The sequence below is a fragment of the Bradyrhizobium sp. MV1.5 genome, from assembly GCF_055807615.1.
The window spans coordinates 35,710-53,846 of sequence record NZ_JBVVPL010000042.1; the positions used below are offsets into that span (position 1 = coordinate 35,710).

Genomic DNA, 18,137 nt, shown 5'->3' on the forward strand with positions numbered 1-18,137 from the left:
TGTCGTCATTGCGAGCGAAGCGAAGCAATCCAGAAATTTGTCGGCGAAGGCAGCCTGGATTGCTTCGTCGCTTCGCTCCTCGCAATGACGAGTTCGCAATGGTCAGCTAGCCAAACCGCCTTCTACGCCATTCGATCAGCTTCGCGCTGACCTCCTCCGGCTTCTCCTGCTGCGTCCAATGGCCGCTGTCTTTCACAAGATATTTCTCGAGATCAGATATCAGCGTCTCCATGCCGTCGGCCGCCGACGGCGGCAGCACGGCATCGTTCTCCGCCATGATCATCAATGACGGCACGTGCACGTGATGGTCCAGGCCTTTCGCGCGCTCCCAATTGCGGGTGAAGTTGCGATACCAGTTGATGCCGCCGGTGAAGCCGGTTTTCGTGAACGTATCGACGAACACCTTCTTCTCGTCGGCCGACAGGATCGGCGTACGCGGATCGTGCTTTGCATCGTAGGCCGCGATCATCTGCGGGAACGCCAGATTGGTCTTTGACGAGGCGCCGACACCAGCGATCGGCGGCTCCTCCGGTTTCGCCGCCGGCCGCGCCAGCGGCTTGCGCATGAACGCGTCGAACGTCTGCTCGACGCGGCTGCCGAATATCCTGTCCGGCTCACGCGCGGGATCCTGGAATTGGACGATATACATCTGATCGCCGAAGCGTTGGCGGAACAGCGCGATCGGATCGATCGGCGCGCGGTCCCAATGCGGCGTGTTGACGCCGACCACACCGGCGACGCGCGAAGGATGCCGCAGCGGCATCTGCCAGACGACGAATCCGCCCCAGTCGTGGCCGACAAAGATCGCCTTGTCGATCCCGAGATGATCGAGCAGCCCGACGAGATCGCCGGTCAAATGCTCCATGTCATAAGCCTCGACCGGCTCTGGCCGGTCGGTCGCGCCGTAGCCGCGCTGGTCCGGCGCGATCACACGGATGCCGGCCTCGCTCAGCGCCTTGATCTGATGGCGCCAGGAAAATGCGAGTTCGGGCCAGCCATGGCACAGCACCATCGGCGGCTTGTCCGTGACAGGGCCCGCCTCGTAGTAGCCCATGCGGATTCCGTTCGTCTGCGCGAACTTGAGCGGTGGCATTTCAATCATCGGAACATTCCTACTCGGCGGCGCCCTTGATGTCCGCCGCGGGCGAAGCATAGGCAGCCTCCAGCGCGGCAAACTCCTCCGGCAGCATGTCGCACATCACCTGCACGTGCGGAATGATGTTGGCGCCGACGATGAAGCCGAAATCGAGCTGGTCGCGATAGCTCTGCACGGTGATGTTGAGCGCCTGTCCGTGCGTCGAAATCGACACCGGGAAGATGTGCAACAGCTCCGCGCCCGCGGCGTAGAGCGTCTGCCGCGGCCCCGGCACGTTGGACACCGTGATGTTCGCAGCCGGCGGCAGCACATTCGACAAATCGGAGCGGCTGTAGAGCAGCGCCATGATCTGGACGATGATCGGCGCGCCCAGCATCGAGATGTTGGAGACCTGCGGCATCAGCGCCCGCAGCGGATGCGACATCTCCTTGGACTTGGTCGATTGCGCGATGATGGCTTCCAGGCGCGCCTTGGGATCGTCGATGTTGGTCGCGATCGAACAGATCATCCCGAACACTTGGTTGTTGGCTTCGGTGTTGCCTTCCTCGCGCAGCGAGATCGGCACGGCAGCGGTCAAGGACTTCGCCGGCAGCGTTCCGTGTTGCAGGAGGTAGCGCCGGACCACACCGGAGGCGAGCGCCAGCACGACGTCGTTGAGCTTGCCGCCGGCCTGCTTGGCCAGCGCCTTGGATCGCGACAGCGAGATCGAGACGCCGGCGAAGCTGCGCTCGGACGAGATCGATTTGTTGAGCATGGTCGGCGGCGACACCATGCTGGCGAGGCTCTCGCGCGATTTTGGATCGGATATCTTGCCGAGCACGTCCGAGACGCTCTTGACCATGGTCGGGATGTTGCCGGCAAAGCGCACGGCGCTCTCGATCTGGTACATCGCATTGTCGAACAGGATCGAACCGATGTCGCTCTTGCCGGTGCGCGGCAGTTGCAGGTTCTTCGCGGCCGCCGATGCATCGAGCGGCTGGGTGAAAAGCTGCTGGTAGGAATCGACCAGGTTCGCTGCGATGTCGCGCGGCTCCTGCCCGGGCTTCGCGCCCGCGATCGGCGGATCGACCTTCCGCGGGATCGGCGAGATATCGTAGATCATGTTGGTCAGCGCCGCACCGGCGCCGCCGTCGATGGCGGCATGATGCATCTTCGAATAAAGCCCGACCTCGTTGTTCTTCATGCCCTCGAACACGTAGAACTCCCAGAGCGGGCGGGCGCGGTTCAACAGCTTGGCGTGCATCCAGCCCACGATGCGTTCGAGCGTGGCGCGGTCGCGCGGCTGCGGCAGGCTGGCGCGGAAGATGTGACGGTCGATGTCGAACTGATCGTCCTCCACCCAGGAGGGATGATCGATGTCGAGCGGCGCCTTCTCCAATCGCGCTTTGAGGATCGGCGCGATGTGCAGACGCGAGACGATCATCGCCTTGAAATCTTCGAAGAAGTCGCCCTTGTAGTCGTCCGGCAGGCGAAAGATCGCCATGCTTCCGACATGCATCGGCATTTCCGGCGTTTCCAGATAGAGAAACGACGCGTCCAGCGACGACAGCTTCTTACCGTCAGCCATAGTTCCCTCCCGAGTATTTGACGGGCACCTTAGGCGGCGCTTCTCGTCAGGCCGATACTGCCTGTTCCGGCGGGGCATATGCAATGGCAAACGGCCCTGCCCGGTCAAATGGCCAGAACTCCCCCTCCGGTTGCGCAAGGCGGTCCGCGACGGCCCACAGCGCTGCAGGGTTCACCCCAAGCCCGATGTGGCTCGCCAGGTGCACCTCGATGTTCTCGGCACGGTCGGAGGGACGCAGCAGGCAAGTCCGCCAGTTCACGATGCCGTCGGCGCGCGAATAGATCGACGTCGCCGGCACCGGAAGATCGCCGGCGATCGCTTCGCGCAGCTCGGCGAAATCCTCCACTCGCTCGCCGGACATCATCTCGTAGAGCCGCGTCGCATTGGTCGCCCGTATGTCATTGGCAAAAGGGCTGCCGAGCGTGATGACGTTGCGGACCATGTCGGGCGCCTGGAGCGCGAGATCGCGCGCATAGACGCCGCCGAGACTCCATCCGACCAGGCTGACCTTGCGTCCGCTCGCAGCATGGATTTCGGCGAGACGGGCGCGCAACGAATCCCGCATCCGTCCGAGCCCGCCGAAATTACGGCCCATTCGCCAGGCATGTGCCTCATAGCCGAGCTCGCTGAGATAACGCCGCATCGGCGCCATCGAGAGGTCGCTGGCGAGAAAGCCAGGCAGCGCCAGCACCGGATGGCCATCGCCTTTGGGCGCCCGCATCAGGACCGGCGACAGCAGCAGGCTGGCGTTGAGTTCGAGCAACCCACGGGCTTCGGCGAGCAGCAAGGCAAGGCCGGGCGGACGAAGCCGGCCCGAGGTCTGCGGCCCGTCCGGACCGGGCGGCATTATTTCTTCTTGTCGCCGCTGCGCGTGCCGCCGAGGCCGGCCATGGTGACGAACATGTCCTGAAACCGCTCGGCAAGCTTGGGATCGAAGGTGAACCAGCTCTGGATCAGCGACTCCGGCGAGACCTTGTCGATGTTGCTCAAGACCTGCTGCTGCAGCTTATCCATCACCGCCGTCTGCATCGGTGCCAGATCGGGCAATCCGATGAACTGACGGGCTTCGAGGGGGGTGCAGTCGATTTCGATATTAACTTTCATGTCCCCTCCAGATGAGATTCGAGCGGCCTGCCGCAGTATCGCCGCGAGACGGTGTGCAACGCAAGCGACCTGAGGCCGGCGGCGGCCTCCGGCTTCGTCGATCGGCGGATATGGTCAATCAAAATTGCCCGCCCGCGCCCATCCACCCCTCAATGCCGGTCACCATTGCTGCACAGCGGTGCAACTTGGCGCGTTCCTTGCTGGAATGGCGCTTGCACGGGTCGAGAAGTCTGGGCAACATGGATTGGGACGCCCGCCGAACAATCAAAAATCACGGCGCGGCAGAGTTGAGAGGGTCAAGAATGTCAGTCGGTCGAACTCTGTTTGCGGCGACGCTCGCCGGTATGCTTGCGTTGACGATGTCGCCCGCGTCGAGCCAGACGCTACGCTATGCCAACCAGGGCGACCTGAAGTCGCTTGATCCCTACTCGCTGAACGAGTCCACCACCCACGCCCATCTCGGTCACGTCTATCAGGGCCTCACCGCGCGGGACAAGGACCTCAAGATCATCCCGGCGCTGGCGGAGAGCTGGGAAACTCCGGAGCCGACCCGGTGGCGCTTCCATTTGCGCAAGGGCGTCAAATTCCACAACGGCGACCCCTTCACCGCCGACGACGTGCTGTTCTCCGCCGATCGCGTCCGCAACAAGAACTCGAACATGCAGACCCGGCTGGCGCCCAACGTCAAGGTCGTCAAGGTCGACGACTACACGGTCGATTTCGTCCTGCCCTCGCCCAATCCCATCCTGCATTCGTCGTGGGATGTCTGGTACATCATGGACAAGAAATGGGCTGAGGAGAACAAAGCGGTCGAGCCGACGCCGGTGTCCGCGACCTCTCCGAGCTATGCCTCGCTTCACGAGAACGGCACCGGCCCCTTCATCATCGAGAGCCATCAGCCTGGTGTGAAGACCGTGTTCAAGGCCAATCCCAACTACTGGGGCAAGATGGAAGGTAACCTGAAGGAGATCATCTTCACCCCGATCTCGTCCGATGCCACCCGCGTCGCCGCGCTGCTCTCGGGCGAAGTGGACGTCATCGAGCCGGTGCCGATCCAGGACATCTCCCGCGTCGATGCAAGCCCGAATGCCCAGGTGCTGAAGGCCCCTGAGTTGCGCACCATCTTCATCGGATTCGATCAGACGCGTGACGAGCTGCTCTACTCCAACATCAAGGGCAAGAACCCGTTCAAGGACGTCAAGGTCCGCGAAGCCTTCTACAAAGCCATCGACATCGAGCTGATCAAGACGCGGGTGATGCGCGGGCTGTCGACGCCCTCGGCGCTGATGATCGCTCCGGAATTGTTCGCGCTGTCCAAGGAGTTCACCCGGCCGAAGTTCGATCCAGATGGTGCCAAGAAGCTCCTGGCCGAGGCCGGGTACCCCGAAGGCTTCGAGGTCACCATGGACTGCCCGAACGATCGGTACGTCAACGACGCCGCGATCTGCCAGGCCGTCGTGGGCATGCTTGCCCGCATCGGCGTCAAGATCAATCTGCTGGCGCAGCCCAAGGCGCAATACTTCGCCAAGGTGTTGAAGCAGGGCGGCTATCAGACCTCGTTCTACATGCTGGGCTGGACGCCGAGCACGATGGACTCCCATAACGTGCTCTACGACATCATGGGCTGTCGCGACGATGCGAAATCATCGCGCGGCGAGGCCAATCTCGGCGGCTATTGCAACAAGGAATTCGACGCCATCACCGACAAGGTGCTGGTCGAAACCGACACCACCAAGCGCAATCAGCTGATCAAGCAAGCGTATGAGATCAGCATCAAGGACTGGGCTTATATTCCGCTGCACCAGCAGGCGCTGGCCTGGGGCGTATCGAAAAAGGTCAACCTGCCGCAGCGCGCCGACAATCTGGTCATGTTCCACTGGGCGACCAAGAAGGAATAGCGTCAGTTGAACACAAGGTCCCGGCAGCGTCAGGCTACCGGGACCTTTCCTTTTTCGGCTGACAAAGACGTCCGCCGGACGCACACTCAAGGAAAGTGGAAGGCATGCTCGCTTTCACTCTTCGCCGGGCCGTTCAGGCCATCGGCGTCATGTTCGCCGTCGGCATCATCGCGTTCTCGATGTTCCGCTTCGCCGGCGACCCTATCAACCAGATCGTCTCGCTCGATACGCCGGCGGCCGAACGCGCAGCCGTGCGCAAGTCGCTAGGGCTCGATGATCCCGTGCCGGTGCAGTTCGTGCGCTATTTCGCAGATGCCGCGCAATTCAAGTTCGGCGTCTCCTATCAGTTCCGCCAGCCGGTCTCGACGCTGTTGATGGAGCGTATGCCCGCAACGCTGGAACTCGCGATCTGCGCGACCGTATTTGCAATGGTCTCCGGCATCCTGATGGGCGTCTATTCGGCGCTCAGGCGCGACACCCTGCTCGCCAAATTATTCCAGGCGGTTTCGCTGATCGGCATCTCGCTGCCGACTTTCCTGATCGGCATCCTTCTGATCTACCTGTTCGCGGTGACGTTGGGCTGGTTACCCTCGTTCGGCCGCGGCGAAGTCGTCAAGCTCGGCTGGTGGACCACGGGCCTGCTCACATTGTCGGGCCTGAAGGCGCTGATCATGCCCTCGATCACGCTCGGCCTGTTCCAGATGACCCTGATCATGCGGCTGGTGCGCGCGGAGATGCTGGAAGTGCTTCGGACCGACTATATCCGCTTCGCCCGCGCCCGCGGGCTGACAACCCGTGCCATTCATTTCGGCCACGCGCTGAAGAACACGCTGATTCCCGTGATCACGGTGGCAGGACTTCAGTTTGGCTCGGTTATTGCATTTTCGATCATCACCGAAACCGTGTTCCAATGGCCCGGCATGGGACTTCTGTTCGTGCAGGCCGTGCAAAACGTCGATATCCCGATTATGGCTGCCTACCTGCTGATGGTCTCGCTGATTTTCGTCACCATCAATCTGGTGGTCGACATCCTCTACACCGTCGTCGATCCGCGCCTGCGCGCGACCGTCGGCCGCGCCACATAAGGCAGCCTGTATGTCCGAAGTGGTCGCCTCCAATCCCGACAAGCCGAGCACGCTGCCGACGCATGCCGCCCGCAGCTGGTTCAGCCGCGCACTCGACAGCGACGTCTTCTACTCGTTTCGCCGATCCAAGCTGACCATGGTCGCGGCAGCCATTACCGTGCTGTTCTTCCTGCTCGCGATCTTTGCCTCCGCGCTCGCGGTGCAGGACCCGTTCGATCCGGCACAGCTCCAATTGATGAATTCCAGGATCTCACCGCTGTGGACCGCTGAGGGGCAGAGCCCGTTCCTGCTCGGCACCGACGAGCAGGGCCGCGATGTGTTCTCCGCCATTCTCTACGGGCTGCGCATCTCGCTCGCTGTCGGCGTGGCCGGCGTGATCTTCGCGGGCGCGCTCGGCATCGCGCTTGGCTTGGTCGCCGGCTATTTCGGCGGCGCGGTGGACGGCGTGATCATGCGGATCGCCGACGTGCAACTCACTTTCCCCGCCATCCTGATCGCGCTGCTGGTCAACGGCATCGCGAAATCGATTCTCGGCAACCGGCTGGATGCAACCAGCATGCTGATCGTGCTGGTGATCTCGATCGGCCTGAGTTTCTGGGTCGGGTATGCCCGGACGGTGCGCGGTTCCGTGATGGTCGAGAAGAACAAGGACTACGTGGCCGCCGCGCAATTGATCGGCCTTCCCGCACCAAAGATCATGTTCCGCCATGTGCTGCCAAACACGATGGGTCCGATCCTGGTCATCGCGACGATCAACCTCGCGCTCGCCATCATCACCGAGGCGACGCTGTCTTTCCTCGGCGTCGGCCTGCCCGACACAATGCCCTCGCTCGGCACGTTGATCCGCATCGGCAACAACTACCTGTTCGCGGGCGAATGGTGGATCGTGGCCTTCCCCGGTATCGCGCTCGCCGCCCTGATCCTGTCGATCAACCTGCTCGGCGACTGGCTGCGCGACGCGCTCAACCCGAAGCTTCGATGAGCAAAATTTCAAAGAGCGAAATCTGGATGAGCAAAACTTGGATGAGCGAAACTTGGATGAGAGCGTCTCGCTCATGACCGACCCCATCCTCTCCGTGCGTAATCTTCAGGTCGAGTTCGCTTCCCGCCGCGGCACGCTGCGCGCCATCGACGGTGTCTCCTTCGACATCGCCAAGGGCGAGGTCCTCGGCGTGGTCGGCGAATCCGGCGCCGGCAAGTCCGTCACGGGTCTGGCCGTGATCGGCCTGATCGATCCGCCCGGCCGCATCGCGGGCGGCGAGATTCGTCTTGCTGGCCTGCGCATCGACAATTTGCCGGCGGAGGAGCTGCGCCGTATCCGGGGAAAACGGATCGGCATGATCTTCCAGGATCCGCTGACATCGCTCAATCCGCTCTACCGCGTCGGCGATCAGCTGATCGAGACGATCAGAACCCATCTGAACCTGTCCGAGACCGCCGCGCGCCGCCGCGCCATCGACCTGCTCGCCGAAGTCGGAATCCCCGCACCCGAAAAGCGCATTGACGGCTATCCCCACGAATTCTCCGGTGGTATGCGCCAGCGCGTGGTCATTGCGCTCGCGATCTGTGCCGAGCCGGAGCTGATCATCGCGGACGAGCCGACCACCGCACTCGACGTCTCCGTACAGGCGCAGATCATCTCGCTGATCAAGCGACTCGGACGCGACCACGGCACCGCCGTGATGCTGGTGACCCACGACATGGGCGTCATCGCGGAGGCGTCCGACCGCGTCGCGGTGATGTATGCCGGCCGCGTCGCCGAGATCGGTCCGGTGCAGGACGTCGTCAGGAACCCGCTGCACCCTTATGCCAAGGGCCTGATGGGCGCGATCCCGACCCTTGCCGGCGACGACAAGCGTCTGGTGCAGATCCCCGGCTCCATGCCGCGCCTGTCGGCGATCCCACGCGGCTGTTCGTTCAATCCGCGCTGCGCATTCGCATTCGACCGATGCCGCGTGGAGAGGCCGGGGCCGCTACCGCGCGGCACGCAATCCGTCGCGTGCCACCTCTATGACAGCGTGCCGGCGGAGAGCGCGGCATGAGCACTTCCTTCGTCCAGGCCACAAATCTTCGGCGCGTCTTCGACGTCTCGAAACCCTGGCTCAACCGCGTGCTCGAGGGCGGCCATCTCGAATACCTCAAAGCCGTCGACGGCGTCACCTTCGACATCAGGAAGGGCGAGACCTTCGCGCTGGTCGGCGAGTCCGGCTCGGGCAAGACTACGGTCGCACGGATGGTCGTCGGCCTGCTGCCGCCGAGCTCCGGCGACGTCCTGATCGACGGCGTCTCGATGACCGACCCGAGGCAGGCACCGGCACGCCGAAAGCTCCGCCGCCGCATCCAGATGATCTTCCAGGATCCTTATGCGAGCCTGAACCCACGCTTCCGGGTCGACGCCATCATCTCCGAGCCGATCCGCGCTTTCGACCTGATCGAGGGCGAGCGCGACATCCAGGCGCGCGTAGGAGAGCTTCTCACCCTGGTCGGCCTGCATCCCGACGACAGGTTGAAATTTCCGCACGAATTCTCGGGCGGCCAACGTCAGCGCATCGCGATCGCTCGCGCGCTCGCCTCCGACGCAGAGTTCATTGTCTGCGACGAGCCGACCTCCGCGCTCGACGTCTCCGTGCAGGCGCAAATCCTGAACCTGATGCGCGACCTCCAGGACAAGTTCGGCCTGACCTACATGTTCATCAGCCACAACCTCGCCGTGGTCCGCCACATGGCGAGCCGCGTCGGCGTGATGTATCTCGGCCGCATCGTCGAGATCGCGGAAGGACGCGAGCTGTTTGCTCGTCCTCGCATGCCCTACACCAAGATGCTGCTCGGCGCCGTGCCCGATCTTGCCATGAGCGGCCGCCAGCGCATTCCCGTGAAGGGCGAGATCCCGAACCCGATCAATCCGCCGCCTGGGTGCGCCTTCAATCCGCGCTGCCCGCTGGCGTTCGATCTCTGCCGCAAGGAAGCACCTGAATTGATCGATGGCGTCGCCTGCCATGCGGTCAACACCGCGCCGGTACCGGCGTGACGCGCGCGTGCCATGCAGCCTGCGCATTTGGCGGCGGCCTGGCCCTGTGATCAATTGCGCGCGCCGCAAATGAGGTAGTCCATGGCCAGCATCGTCAATCCCGATCCCTTCACGACACGCCCCGAGATCGAAGGCACCTTCGGCGTCGTCGCGACCACGCACTGGATCGCGACCGCTATCGGCATGGCCATCCTGGAAAAGGGCGGCAATGCCTTTGACGCCGGCGTCGCCACCGCTTTCACGCTCCAGGTGGTCGAGCCGCATCTGAACGGCCCAGGCGGCGACGTTCCGATCATCGTGCACGACGTGAAGCGCGGCCGCACCGAGGTGATCTGCGGCCAGGGTCCGGCACCGGCCCGCGCCACCATCGCGCATTACAAGAGCGAAGGCCTCGACATGGTGCCCGGCACCGGCCTGCTCGCGGCCTGCGTCCCCGGCACCTTCGAATCCTGGATGATGCTGCTGCGTGACTACGGCACGATGCGCGTGCGCGACGTGCTGGAGCCGGCGATCTCCTATGCGCGCGACGGCTATCCGCTGGTCGAGCGCGCCTGCGCCACGATCCAGACCGTCGAGCAATTATTCCGCAAGCACTGGCCGACATCAGCCGCCGTCTATCTGCCGAACGACGAAGTGCCAAAGCCCGGCACGCTCTTCACCAACAAGACGCTTGCAGCGACCTACGCACGAATCCTGAGCGAGGCCGAAAGCGGTGGCGGCGGCCGCGATGCCGAGATCGAGCGCGCGCGAAAGGCGTGGTCGCAGGGCTTCGTCGCGGAAGCCATCGACAAATTCTGCCGGACGCAGGAGGTGATGGACGTCAGCGGCTCGCCGCACCGCGGCGTGCTGTCGGCCGATGACATGGCGCGCTGGCAACCGACGGTCGAGGCCCCGCTCACCTACGATTATGGCCGCTACACTGTCTGCAAGGCCGGGGTCTGGAGCCAGGGTCCGGTGACGCTGCAGCAGCTCGCGCTGCTGAAGGGCTTTGCGCTCGATGGGCTGGACCCGACCGGGCCTGAATTCATCCATCTCCAGATCGAATGCGCCAAGCTCGCCTTCGCCGACCGCGAGAAATTCTACGGCGATCCTGAGTTCAGCGAGATCCCGATCGGAACGCTGCTGTCGGATGCCTACAACAACGAGCGCCGCAAGCTCGTCACCGACAAGGCCTCGCTCGATCTCCGGCCCGGTGCGATCGAGGGCTTTGGCGGCGTGGTCAAGCTGCGCCGCGCCGAGGGCCAGCGCGAGGCTGTCGGCGCGCTCGGCGCCGGTGAACCGACGGTGGGCCGTTTCGGCGAGGTGCGCGGCGACACCGTGCATTTCGACATCATCGACAAGGCCGGCAACATGGTGTCCTCGACACCATCAGGCGGCTGGCTGCAATCATCGCCGATCATCCCCGAGCTCGGCTTCTGCCTCGGCAGCCGCGCGCAGATGTTCGATCTGGAGGAGAACCAACCGAGTTCGCTCGCGCCCGGCAAGCGGCCACGCACCACTTTGTCGCCGACCATGGCGCTGCGCGATGGCGAACCCTATCTCGCCTGGGGCTCGCCCGGCGGCGACCAGCAGGACCAGTGGATCACGCAGTTTTTCCTGCGGCACGTCCATTGCAATCTGAATCTTCAGGAAGCCATCGACGCCCCGGCCTGGCACTCCGAGCATTTCCCGATCTCGTTCTGGCCCCGCACCGCGCGCCCCGGCGTGCTCGTGGTCGAGAACCGCGTGCCGAAGGCGACGATCGCGAATCTTCGCGAACGCGGACATATCGTCGAGGTCGGACCCGATTGGTCGGAAGGCCGCCTCACCGCGGCCTCGCGCGTCGGAGCCCGCCGCCGCGCCGCCGCCAATCCGCGCGGCATGCAAGGCTACGCCGCAGGGCGCTGAAGGCAGCACATGACCTGGTCGATCATCGCGCGCGATTCTGCTACCGGCCAGTTCGGCATCGCCGTTGCTACGCGCTTCTTCGCCGTCGGCGCGCGTGTCCCCTACATCGCGGCGGGACTTGGCGCCATTGCGACGCAGGCTTTCGTCAATCCGTATTACGGCATCGACGGCGTCAAGCTGCTGCGTGAAGGTCTCAACGCGCACGACGTGCTGGCTACCCTGCTCGCGACCGACGATGGCCGCGACAGCCGCCAGATCCACATCATGGACGCCAGTGGCGCGATTGCCGCGCATACCGGGGGCGACTGCGTGGATTGGTGCGGGCACATTGCGGGCAGCGACTTCTCGATCGCCGGCAACATGCTCGCGGGCGCCGATGTGCTCGACGAGACCGCAAAAACCTATATCGCCAATGACAGCCTGCCCTTCCCGCGCCGGCTGCTCGCCGCGATGCGCGCTGGCGAAGCCGCCGGCGGCGACAAGCGCGGCAAGCAGTCCGCCGCGCTCCTGATCCACGGCGAGGAGGAATGGCCGGCATTGGACCTGCGCGCCGACGATCATCCCGATCCGCTCGGTGAGCTCGAGCGGCTCGAGCGCGTCAGCCACGAGCTCTGGGTCCACTTCCGCGCTTCCATGCCGACGCGGCAGAACCCGGCCGGCAACACCGATCGCAGCGTCATCGACGCCAGCATCGCCGCAGCGCGCGTAAACCGATCATGAACCCGAGCCCCCTTATCGAGATCAGCGATCTGCGCATTCGCTTTCACGGCGACGACGGCCGCGTCACCCACGCGGTCGACGGCGTCGATCTCAGCGTCGCCAATGGCGCGACGCTCGGCCTCGTTGGTGAATCCGGCTGCGGCAAGAGCGTGACGTCGCTGGCGATCATGGGCCTGCTGCCGAAGCAGAGCGCGGAGATCTCCGGCGCGATCCGCTTCGACGGTTTCGACCTGCTTAGGACGTCCGACCAAACGTTGCGCGACCTTCGCGGCAACCGGCTCGCGATGATCTTCCAGGAGCCGATGACCTCACTCAATCCGAGCTTCACCATCGGCGATCAGATCGTCGAGACGATTCTGCGCCATCGCGGCGGCTCGCGAAAGAGCGCGCGTGAGCGGGCGATCGAACTCTTGCGTCGCGTCCACATCCCCTCGCCCGAGCGGCGGATCGACGAATATCCGCACAAGCTTTCCGGCGGCATGCGCCAGCGCGTCATGATCGCGATGGCGCTCGCCTGCGACCCGCGGCTGCTGATCGCGGACGAGCCGACCACCGCGCTCGACGTCACCCTGCAGGCGCAGATCCTGGAGCTGATGCGCGAGTTGAAGGCGGCGAGCGGCGCGGCCATCATCCTGATCACCCACGATCTCGGCGTCGTCGCCGAAGTCTGCGACGAGGTCGCAGTGATGTATGCCGGCGAGATCGTCGAGCGCGCGGCGGTGGACGAGTTGTTCGCGGCGCCGCAACATCCCTACACCGTCGGCCTGCTCGGCTCGATCCCGCGGCTCGACCATCGCGCCGAACAGCTCGCCACGATCGAGGGCATGGTGCCGAACATGGCGCAGCCGCCCGCCGGCTGTCGCTTCGCCGCACGCTGCCCCTTCGTGCTGGAGGCCTGCACCAAGGCGCCGCCGCCGCTGGTCGAAGTCAGTCCCGGCCACCTGTCGCGTTGCATCCGCGCGCCGCTCGAACGTCTGGTGTCGTGATGGCGCTGCTCGAGGTCGATGGTCTGGTCAAGCATTTCGTCGCCGAGCGTTCGCTGTTCGGCCGGGCGCTGGCGCATGTCAAAGCCGTTGATGGCGTTTCCTTCTCGCTCGATGCCCGCAAGACGCTGGCGCTGGTCGGCGAATCCGGCTGCGGCAAATCCACCGTCAGCCGCCTGGTGCTGCGGCTGATCGAGCCGGATGCAGGCACAATCCGTTTCGAGGGCCGCGATCTGCTCTCGCTCGACGCCGGCGCGCTGCGCGCCTTTCGCCGCGAGGCCCAGATCATCTTCCAGGATCCCTACGCCTCGCTCAATCCGCGCATGACCGTCGGCCAGATCCTGACCGAGCCGCTGGCGCTGCACAATCTGGTGCCGCCCGCCCGGCGGCGCGAACGCATCGAGGAGATCTTGCGGCTGGTCGGGCTGGAGCCGCGGCTGGCGCGGCGTTATCCGCACGAGTTTTCCGGCGGCCAGCGCCAGCGCATCGCCATCGCCCGCGCGCTCGCAGTCGAGCCGAAACTGATCATCTGCGATGAGCCGGTCTCGGCGCTCGACGTCTCGATCCGCTCGCAGATTCTCAATCTGCTGCGCGAGCTTCAGGACCGGCTCGGGCTGGCCTACATTTTCGTCTCGCACGACCTCGCGGTGGTCAAGCACATCGCCGACCACGTGGCGGTGATGAATCTCGGCCAGATCGTCGAAACGGCGGCGGCGGACGCGCTGTTCGCCGCACCGCGTCATCCCTACAGCCGGGCTCTATTGTCCGCGATCCCGGTGCCTAAACCGCGGGCAAAGCGCAGCCGGATTGTGCTGCAGGGAGAGATCCCCAGCGCGCTCAATCCGCCGCCGGGATGCCGCTTCCACACCCGCTGCCCCTACGTGGTCGACCGTTGCCGCAGCGAAATGCCTCAGCTCGTGCGGGATGGCATCGGACATGCAACGGCGTGCCACCGAACGTCGGAACTGCCGTCGTCCGAGGCGATCGTCCCGACGGACGGCGGCTTCTCCCCGGTTCTCGAAAAATTGGTCGCCGCCTTCAGCGGCGGCCCGGAAGCAGTCCGCGGCAGCGGGGTTAGTCCATTGGGGACGAACCCGGCATAGCCGCAAAACAGAGGTTGAGAGCGATGAGTCCTATGCGTTTGGCACTCCTGGCGTCGGCATTGCTGACGTCGCTCGCAGGCGCGGCCCAGGCCCAGGCCCAGACCACGCTTCGCATCGGCATTGCCGAGGATCCTGACATCCTCGATCCCAGCATCGGCCGCACCTATGTCGGCCGCATCGTGTTCTCTGCCTTCTGCGACAAGCTGTTCGACATCGACGAGAAGCTCAACATCGTGCCGCAGCTCGCGCTGTCGCATGAGACGTCGGCCGACGGCAAGGAGATGACGATCAAGCTCCGGCCCAACGTGAAATTCCACGACGGCGAGCCGCTCGACGCGGAAGCTGCGAAGTTCTCGATCGAGCGCCATATGACGCTGCCGACCTCGTTCCGCAAGTCCGAGCTCGCGAGCGTCGACCATGTCGAAGTCGTAGACCCCCTGACCATCAAGCTGGTGCTCAAGACGCCTTACTCCCCGTTGATCGCCCAGCTGACTGATCGCTCCGGCATGATGGTCTCACCGAAGGCCGCCAAGGAAGCCGGCGACAAGTTCGGCCTGCATCCGGTCTGCGCCGGTCCCTACAAGTTCGTCGAGCGCGTGCAGCAGGACCGCATGGTCTTCGAAAAATTCGCCGACTACTGGAACAAGGACAACATCCATATCGACCGCGTGGTGTTCCTGCCGATCGTGGACGCCACGGTGCGCCTTGCCAACCTGAAGTCCGGCGGGCTCGATCTGATCGAGCGCGTGCTCGCCACCGACATCAAGGATGTGCGTGCAGATTCGCGGCTCGTGCTGTCGACGGCACCCGAGCTCGGCTACTATGGCCTGACCGTCAATATCGGCAACGACAAAGCGAAAGGGCCGCTCAGCCAGTCGGCGAAAGTACGCCAAGCGCTCGATCTGTCGATCGATCGCGAAGCTCTCAATCAAGTCGTCTTCAACGGCGAGTTCACGCCCGGCAACCAGTGGGTCAGCCCGACCCATCCCTATTACCAGAAGGCCTTTCCGGTCCGTGGCCGCGACGTCGCAAAGGCCAAGGCGCTTCTGAAGGAAGCCGGCGTCACCCTGCCGGTGACCGTGGACTACATGATTCCCAAAGGCGCGGAGAACGAAGCGGTCGCCCAGGTGATCCAGTCGATGGCCGCGGAAGCGGGCTTCGACATCAAGATCCGCGCGGTCGAATTCGCGACCACGTTCAAGCAGGCCCAGGCCGGCGAGTTCCAGATCTTCCAGATCAACTGGAGCGGCCGTATCGATCCCGACGGCAACTCCTATATCTTCATGCGCAGCAAGGCACCGCAGAACGATGGCGTCTATTCGAATCCGGAAGCCGACAAGCTGCTGGAAGAAGGAAGGGCGACATCCAACGTCGAGGAGCGCAAGGCGATCTACGCCAAGCTGAACAAGATCCTGCTCGACGACCTGCCGATCATATACATCTATCACCGCACGCTCCTGATCGCGCACACGACCAAGCTCCAGGGCTATAAGCAGGTGCCAGATGGCCTCGTGCGCGTGGTCGGGCTGAAGTTCAAGTGATGCCTCCGGCGGTGAACGCGTGTCCCGGACGCGGCGCAGCGCGCAAGCGCTGCTCCGCAGAGCCGGGACCCATAGCGACGGCACACCATGATAGATGGGTCCCGGTTCAGCAGCGCAACATTGCATGTTGCGCTGCGCCCGGGACACGACGGCCGCCATGCTGAACTTCCTCGCCCGCCGCATTGTGCAGATCGTGCCGACACTGTTCTTCGTGTCGGTGCTGATCTTCTCGCTCCAGCAATTGTTGCCGGGTGATCCGGCGCTGGTGATGGCCGGTGAGGAGCGCGATCCCGCCGTGATCGAGCAGATTCGCCAACAATACCGGCTCGATCAGCCGATTCCCGTGCAGTACGTCTACTGGCTCAAGGGAGTCCTGACCGGCAATTTCGGTGAATCGCTCCGCAACAAGATGCCGGTGCGCGAGCTGATCGCGCAGAAGCTGCCGGTGACGCTCCAGCTCGGCTCGATGGCGATGTTGATCGCGCTCCTGATCGGAATTCCTGCCGGCATCGTCTCCGCCGTGAAGAAGGGCACCGTCTGGGACTACGGCGCGAATTTGTTCGCGTTGTGGGGCATCTCGACGCCGAATTTCTGGCTCGGCATCATGCTCATCTTCCTGTTCTCGATCGAACTCGGCTGGCTGCCGGCGTCCGGCTACGTGCCGCTGACCGAGAACTGGCGTGCGAGCCTCGCCGCGACCATCATGCCGGCCTTCGTGCTTGGCAACGCGATTTCCGCGGTCCTGATGCGGCACACCCGGAGCGCCATGCTCCAGGTGCTGGAAAGCGACTATGTCCGCACCGCGCGCGCCAAGGGATTGTCCGAACGCTCGGTCATCCTCAAGCACGCCATGCGCAACGCACTCACGCCGATCATCACGCTCGGCGCGCTTGAGCTCGGCACGCTATTGTCGGGAGCGGTTCTGACCGAGCAGATCTTCTCCATTCCCGGCTTCGGCAAACTGATCGTGGACGCCGTGTTCAACCGCGACTACGCGGTCGTACAGGGCGTCGTGCTGGTGACGGCGACGGTCTACATCACGCTGAACCTGGTTGCCGATATCGCCTACATCCTCGTCAATCCACGGCTGCGGGGCTAGACACATGATCGATGCCGTCCTGCCCGCTGCTCTCGTCGCGCAAGCTGACGAGCTGGACAGCCCGGCGCGTCGCGCCCGGCGGCGCCTGTTCAAACGCAAGGCCGCAGTGTTCGGACTTGTCATGATCAGTTTGTTCGTCGGCTTCGCGGCTCTCGCGCCGCTCGCCGTGCCCTACGATCCCATCGCGACGAGCTGGAGCCTGGTCCGCAAGCCGCCCACGGCGGCGCACTGGTTCGGCACCGACGAGCTCGGTCGCGACATCCTGAGCCGCGTCGTCTACGGTGCCCGGGCGTCGTTGCTCGCGGGCCTCATCTCGGTCGCGATCGCGCTGGGCGTCGGCGTCCCCCTCGGCCTGCTTGCCGGCTATCGCGGCGGCTTCGTCGATGCACTGATCAGCCGGATGACCGACGCGATGCTGGCCTGCCCATTCCTGATCCTGGCGATCGCGCTCGCCGCATTCCTCGGTCCGAGCCTCGGCAATGCCATGATCGCGATCGGCATCTCGGCAACCCCGATCTTCATCCGCCTGACCCGGGGCCAGGTGCTGAACGTCAAGGCTGAGGACTATGTCGAGGCGGCGCGCGCGCTCGGCAATCCGCCGTGGCGGATCGCGTTCTCGCACATCCTGCCGAACATCCTGCCGGCGCTGCTGGTGCAGGCGACGCTGTCGATTGCGGCCGCCATTATCGCCGAAGCCGCGCTGTCCTTCCTTGGCCTCGGCCAGCAGCCGCCGGCGCCATCCTGGGGCAGCATGCTCAACGCAGCGCAGCGCTTCCTGACCCAGGCGCCCTGGATGGCGATCTGGCCGGGGCTGGCGATCTTCCTCGTGGTGCTGTCGCTGAACCTGCTCGGCGACGGCCTGCGAGACGCGCTCGATCCAAGGCAGCGTTAGAGCGGAATGAGAATAGGTTGAATTAAGCGGCTCCGGGCTCGGTGCACCTCTCCCGCTTGCGAGAGCTTTGCGTAAATCGCGAATCTGCGATTCTCTAAGAGACGTTTGAAGAGGATCTGGGGATGGCATATCGG

16 protein-coding genes are annotated in these 18,137 nt (G+C 64.2%); 12 read left to right on the forward strand and 4 right to left on the reverse strand.

Annotated features, from left to right (window positions below):
• Window positions 1-106: 106 nt before the first annotated feature.
• The 4 genes from AC0L2J_RS28785 to AC0L2J_RS28800 are packed head-to-tail and all read right to left on the reverse strand — an operon-like array spanning window position 107 to window position 3,767.
• Window positions 107-1,102 carry an alpha/beta fold hydrolase gene (locus AC0L2J_RS28785; protein ID WP_473395257.1) on the reverse strand — a complete coding sequence of 332 codons (996 nt, stop codon included), beginning with the start codon at window positions 1,100-1,102 and terminating at the stop codon, window positions 107-109.
• A gap of 10 nt (window positions 1,103-1,112) precedes the next feature.
• Window positions 1,113-2,663, reverse strand: coding sequence for a WS/DGAT/MGAT family O-acyltransferase (locus tag AC0L2J_RS28790; RefSeq protein ID WP_007607880.1), 1,551 nt, complete (start codon window positions 2,661-2,663; stop codon window positions 1,113-1,115).
• 46 nt (window positions 2,664-2,709) lie between these two features.
• A complete protein-coding gene (locus tag AC0L2J_RS28795; protein ID WP_063993199.1) occupies window positions 2,710-3,510 on the reverse strand; it encodes an esterase/lipase family protein in 801 nt (266 codons plus the stop codon).
• The gene (locus tag AC0L2J_RS28800; RefSeq protein ID WP_007593837.1) at window positions 3,510-3,767 is read right to left on the reverse strand and encodes a DUF6489 family protein; all 258 of its coding nucleotides are present in this window, start codon (window positions 3,765-3,767) and stop codon (window positions 3,510-3,512) included. The genes AC0L2J_RS28795 and AC0L2J_RS28800 overlap by 1 nt, the downstream gene beginning before the upstream one ends.
• A 302-nt stretch (window positions 3,768-4,069) precedes the next feature.
• Here AC0L2J_RS28800 and AC0L2J_RS28805 point away from each other — a divergent pair, with 302 nt between their 5' ends.
• From AC0L2J_RS28805 to AC0L2J_RS28860, 12 genes are all read left to right on the forward strand, one after another.
• A complete protein-coding gene (locus tag AC0L2J_RS28805) occupies window positions 4,070-5,665 on the forward strand; it encodes an ABC transporter substrate-binding protein (RefSeq protein WP_473395258.1) in 1,596 nt (531 codons plus the stop codon).
• A gap of 104 nt (window positions 5,666-5,769) precedes the next feature.
• Window positions 5,770-6,750 (forward strand): ABC transporter permease, encoded by a 981-nt coding sequence (locus tag AC0L2J_RS28810; RefSeq protein ID WP_007607877.1) that lies wholly within the window; start codon window positions 5,770-5,772, stop codon window positions 6,748-6,750.
• A 10-nt stretch (window positions 6,751-6,760) separates the two neighbouring features.
• A complete protein-coding gene (locus AC0L2J_RS28815; protein WP_007607876.1) occupies window positions 6,761-7,732 on the forward strand; it encodes an ABC transporter permease in 972 nt (323 codons plus the stop codon).
• A gap of 73 nt (window positions 7,733-7,805) precedes the next feature.
• The gene (locus AC0L2J_RS28820) at window positions 7,806-8,792 is read left to right on the forward strand and encodes an ABC transporter ATP-binding protein (RefSeq protein WP_473395259.1); all 987 of its coding nucleotides are present in this window, start codon (window positions 7,806-7,808) and stop codon (window positions 8,790-8,792) included.
• A complete protein-coding gene (locus AC0L2J_RS28825) occupies window positions 8,789-9,778 on the forward strand; it encodes an ABC transporter ATP-binding protein (protein ID WP_354056517.1) in 990 nt (329 codons plus the stop codon). The genes AC0L2J_RS28820 and AC0L2J_RS28825 overlap by 4 nt, the downstream gene beginning before the upstream one ends.
• Before the next feature lie 81 nt (window positions 9,779-9,859).
• Window positions 9,860-11,665 carry a gamma-glutamyltransferase family protein gene (locus tag AC0L2J_RS28830; RefSeq protein ID WP_473395260.1) on the forward strand — a complete coding sequence of 602 codons (1,806 nt, stop codon included), beginning with the start codon at window positions 9,860-9,862 and terminating at the stop codon, window positions 11,663-11,665.
• Window positions 11,666-11,674: 9 nt separating this feature from the next.
• A complete protein-coding gene (locus AC0L2J_RS28835; protein ID WP_473395261.1) occupies window positions 11,675-12,385 on the forward strand; it encodes a DUF1028 domain-containing protein in 711 nt (236 codons plus the stop codon).
• Complete coding sequence (locus AC0L2J_RS28840) at window positions 12,382-13,371, forward strand: ABC transporter ATP-binding protein (RefSeq protein ID WP_473395262.1); 990 nt, start codon at window positions 12,382-12,384, stop codon at window positions 13,369-13,371. The genes AC0L2J_RS28835 and AC0L2J_RS28840 overlap by 4 nt, the downstream gene beginning before the upstream one ends.
• Window positions 13,371-14,471 (forward strand): ABC transporter ATP-binding protein, encoded by a 1,101-nt coding sequence (locus AC0L2J_RS28845; protein ID WP_473395263.1) that lies wholly within the window; start codon window positions 13,371-13,373, stop codon window positions 14,469-14,471. Before AC0L2J_RS28840 ends, AC0L2J_RS28845 begins: the two co-directional genes overlap by 1 nt.
• Before the next feature lie 23 nt (window positions 14,472-14,494).
• Window positions 14,495-16,012 carry an ABC transporter substrate-binding protein gene (locus AC0L2J_RS28850; protein WP_007607866.1) on the forward strand — a complete coding sequence of 506 codons (1,518 nt, stop codon included), beginning with the start codon at window positions 14,495-14,497 and terminating at the stop codon, window positions 16,010-16,012.
• A 157-nt stretch (window positions 16,013-16,169) separates the two neighbouring features.
• The gene (locus AC0L2J_RS28855) at window positions 16,170-17,111 is read left to right on the forward strand and encodes an ABC transporter permease (RefSeq protein WP_035974921.1); all 942 of its coding nucleotides are present in this window, start codon (window positions 16,170-16,172) and stop codon (window positions 17,109-17,111) included.
• 4 nt (window positions 17,112-17,115) lie between these two features.
• Window positions 17,116-18,003 (forward strand): ABC transporter permease, encoded by an 888-nt coding sequence (locus tag AC0L2J_RS28860; RefSeq protein ID WP_473395264.1) that lies wholly within the window; start codon window positions 17,116-17,118, stop codon window positions 18,001-18,003.
• Window positions 18,004-18,137 lie beyond the last annotated feature (134 nt).

Excerpts from the sequence above, each read along its gene's own strand:
- AC0L2J_RS28785 (WP_473395257.1), bottom strand. The coding sequence starts at position 1,102 with ATGATTGAAATGCCACCGCTCAAGTTCGCGCAGACGAACGGAATCCGC.
- AC0L2J_RS28790 (WP_007607880.1), bottom strand. The coding sequence starts at position 2,663 with ATGGCTGACGGTAAGAAGCTGTCGTCGCTGGACGCGTCGTTTCTCTAT.
- AC0L2J_RS28795 (WP_063993199.1), bottom strand. The coding sequence starts at position 3,510 with ATGCCGCCCGGTCCGGACGGGCCGCAGACCTCGGGCCGGCTTCGTCCG.
- AC0L2J_RS28800 (WP_007593837.1), bottom strand. The coding sequence starts at position 3,767 with ATGAAAGTTAATATCGAAATCGACTGCACCCCCCTCGAAGCCCGTCAG.
- AC0L2J_RS28805 (WP_473395258.1), top strand. The coding sequence starts at position 4,070 with ATGTCAGTCGGTCGAACTCTGTTTGCGGCGACGCTCGCCGGTATGCTT.
- AC0L2J_RS28810 (WP_007607877.1), top strand. The coding sequence starts at position 5,770 with ATGCTCGCTTTCACTCTTCGCCGGGCCGTTCAGGCCATCGGCGTCATG.
- AC0L2J_RS28815 (WP_007607876.1), top strand. The coding sequence starts at position 6,761 with ATGTCCGAAGTGGTCGCCTCCAATCCCGACAAGCCGAGCACGCTGCCG.
- AC0L2J_RS28820 (WP_473395259.1), top strand. The coding sequence starts at position 7,806 with ATGACCGACCCCATCCTCTCCGTGCGTAATCTTCAGGTCGAGTTCGCT.
- AC0L2J_RS28825 (WP_354056517.1), top strand. The coding sequence starts at position 8,789 with ATGAGCACTTCCTTCGTCCAGGCCACAAATCTTCGGCGCGTCTTCGAC.
- AC0L2J_RS28830 (WP_473395260.1), top strand. The coding sequence starts at position 9,860 with ATGGCCAGCATCGTCAATCCCGATCCCTTCACGACACGCCCCGAGATC.
- AC0L2J_RS28835 (WP_473395261.1), top strand. The coding sequence starts at position 11,675 with ATGACCTGGTCGATCATCGCGCGCGATTCTGCTACCGGCCAGTTCGGC.
- AC0L2J_RS28840 (WP_473395262.1), top strand. The coding sequence starts at position 12,382 with ATGAACCCGAGCCCCCTTATCGAGATCAGCGATCTGCGCATTCGCTTT.
- AC0L2J_RS28845 (WP_473395263.1), top strand. The coding sequence starts at position 13,371 with ATGGCGCTGCTCGAGGTCGATGGTCTGGTCAAGCATTTCGTCGCCGAG.
- AC0L2J_RS28850 (WP_007607866.1), top strand. The coding sequence starts at position 14,495 with ATGAGTCCTATGCGTTTGGCACTCCTGGCGTCGGCATTGCTGACGTCG.
- AC0L2J_RS28855 (WP_035974921.1), top strand. The coding sequence starts at position 16,170 with ATGCTGAACTTCCTCGCCCGCCGCATTGTGCAGATCGTGCCGACACTG.
- AC0L2J_RS28860 (WP_473395264.1), top strand. The coding sequence starts at position 17,116 with ATGATCGATGCCGTCCTGCCCGCTGCTCTCGTCGCGCAAGCTGACGAG.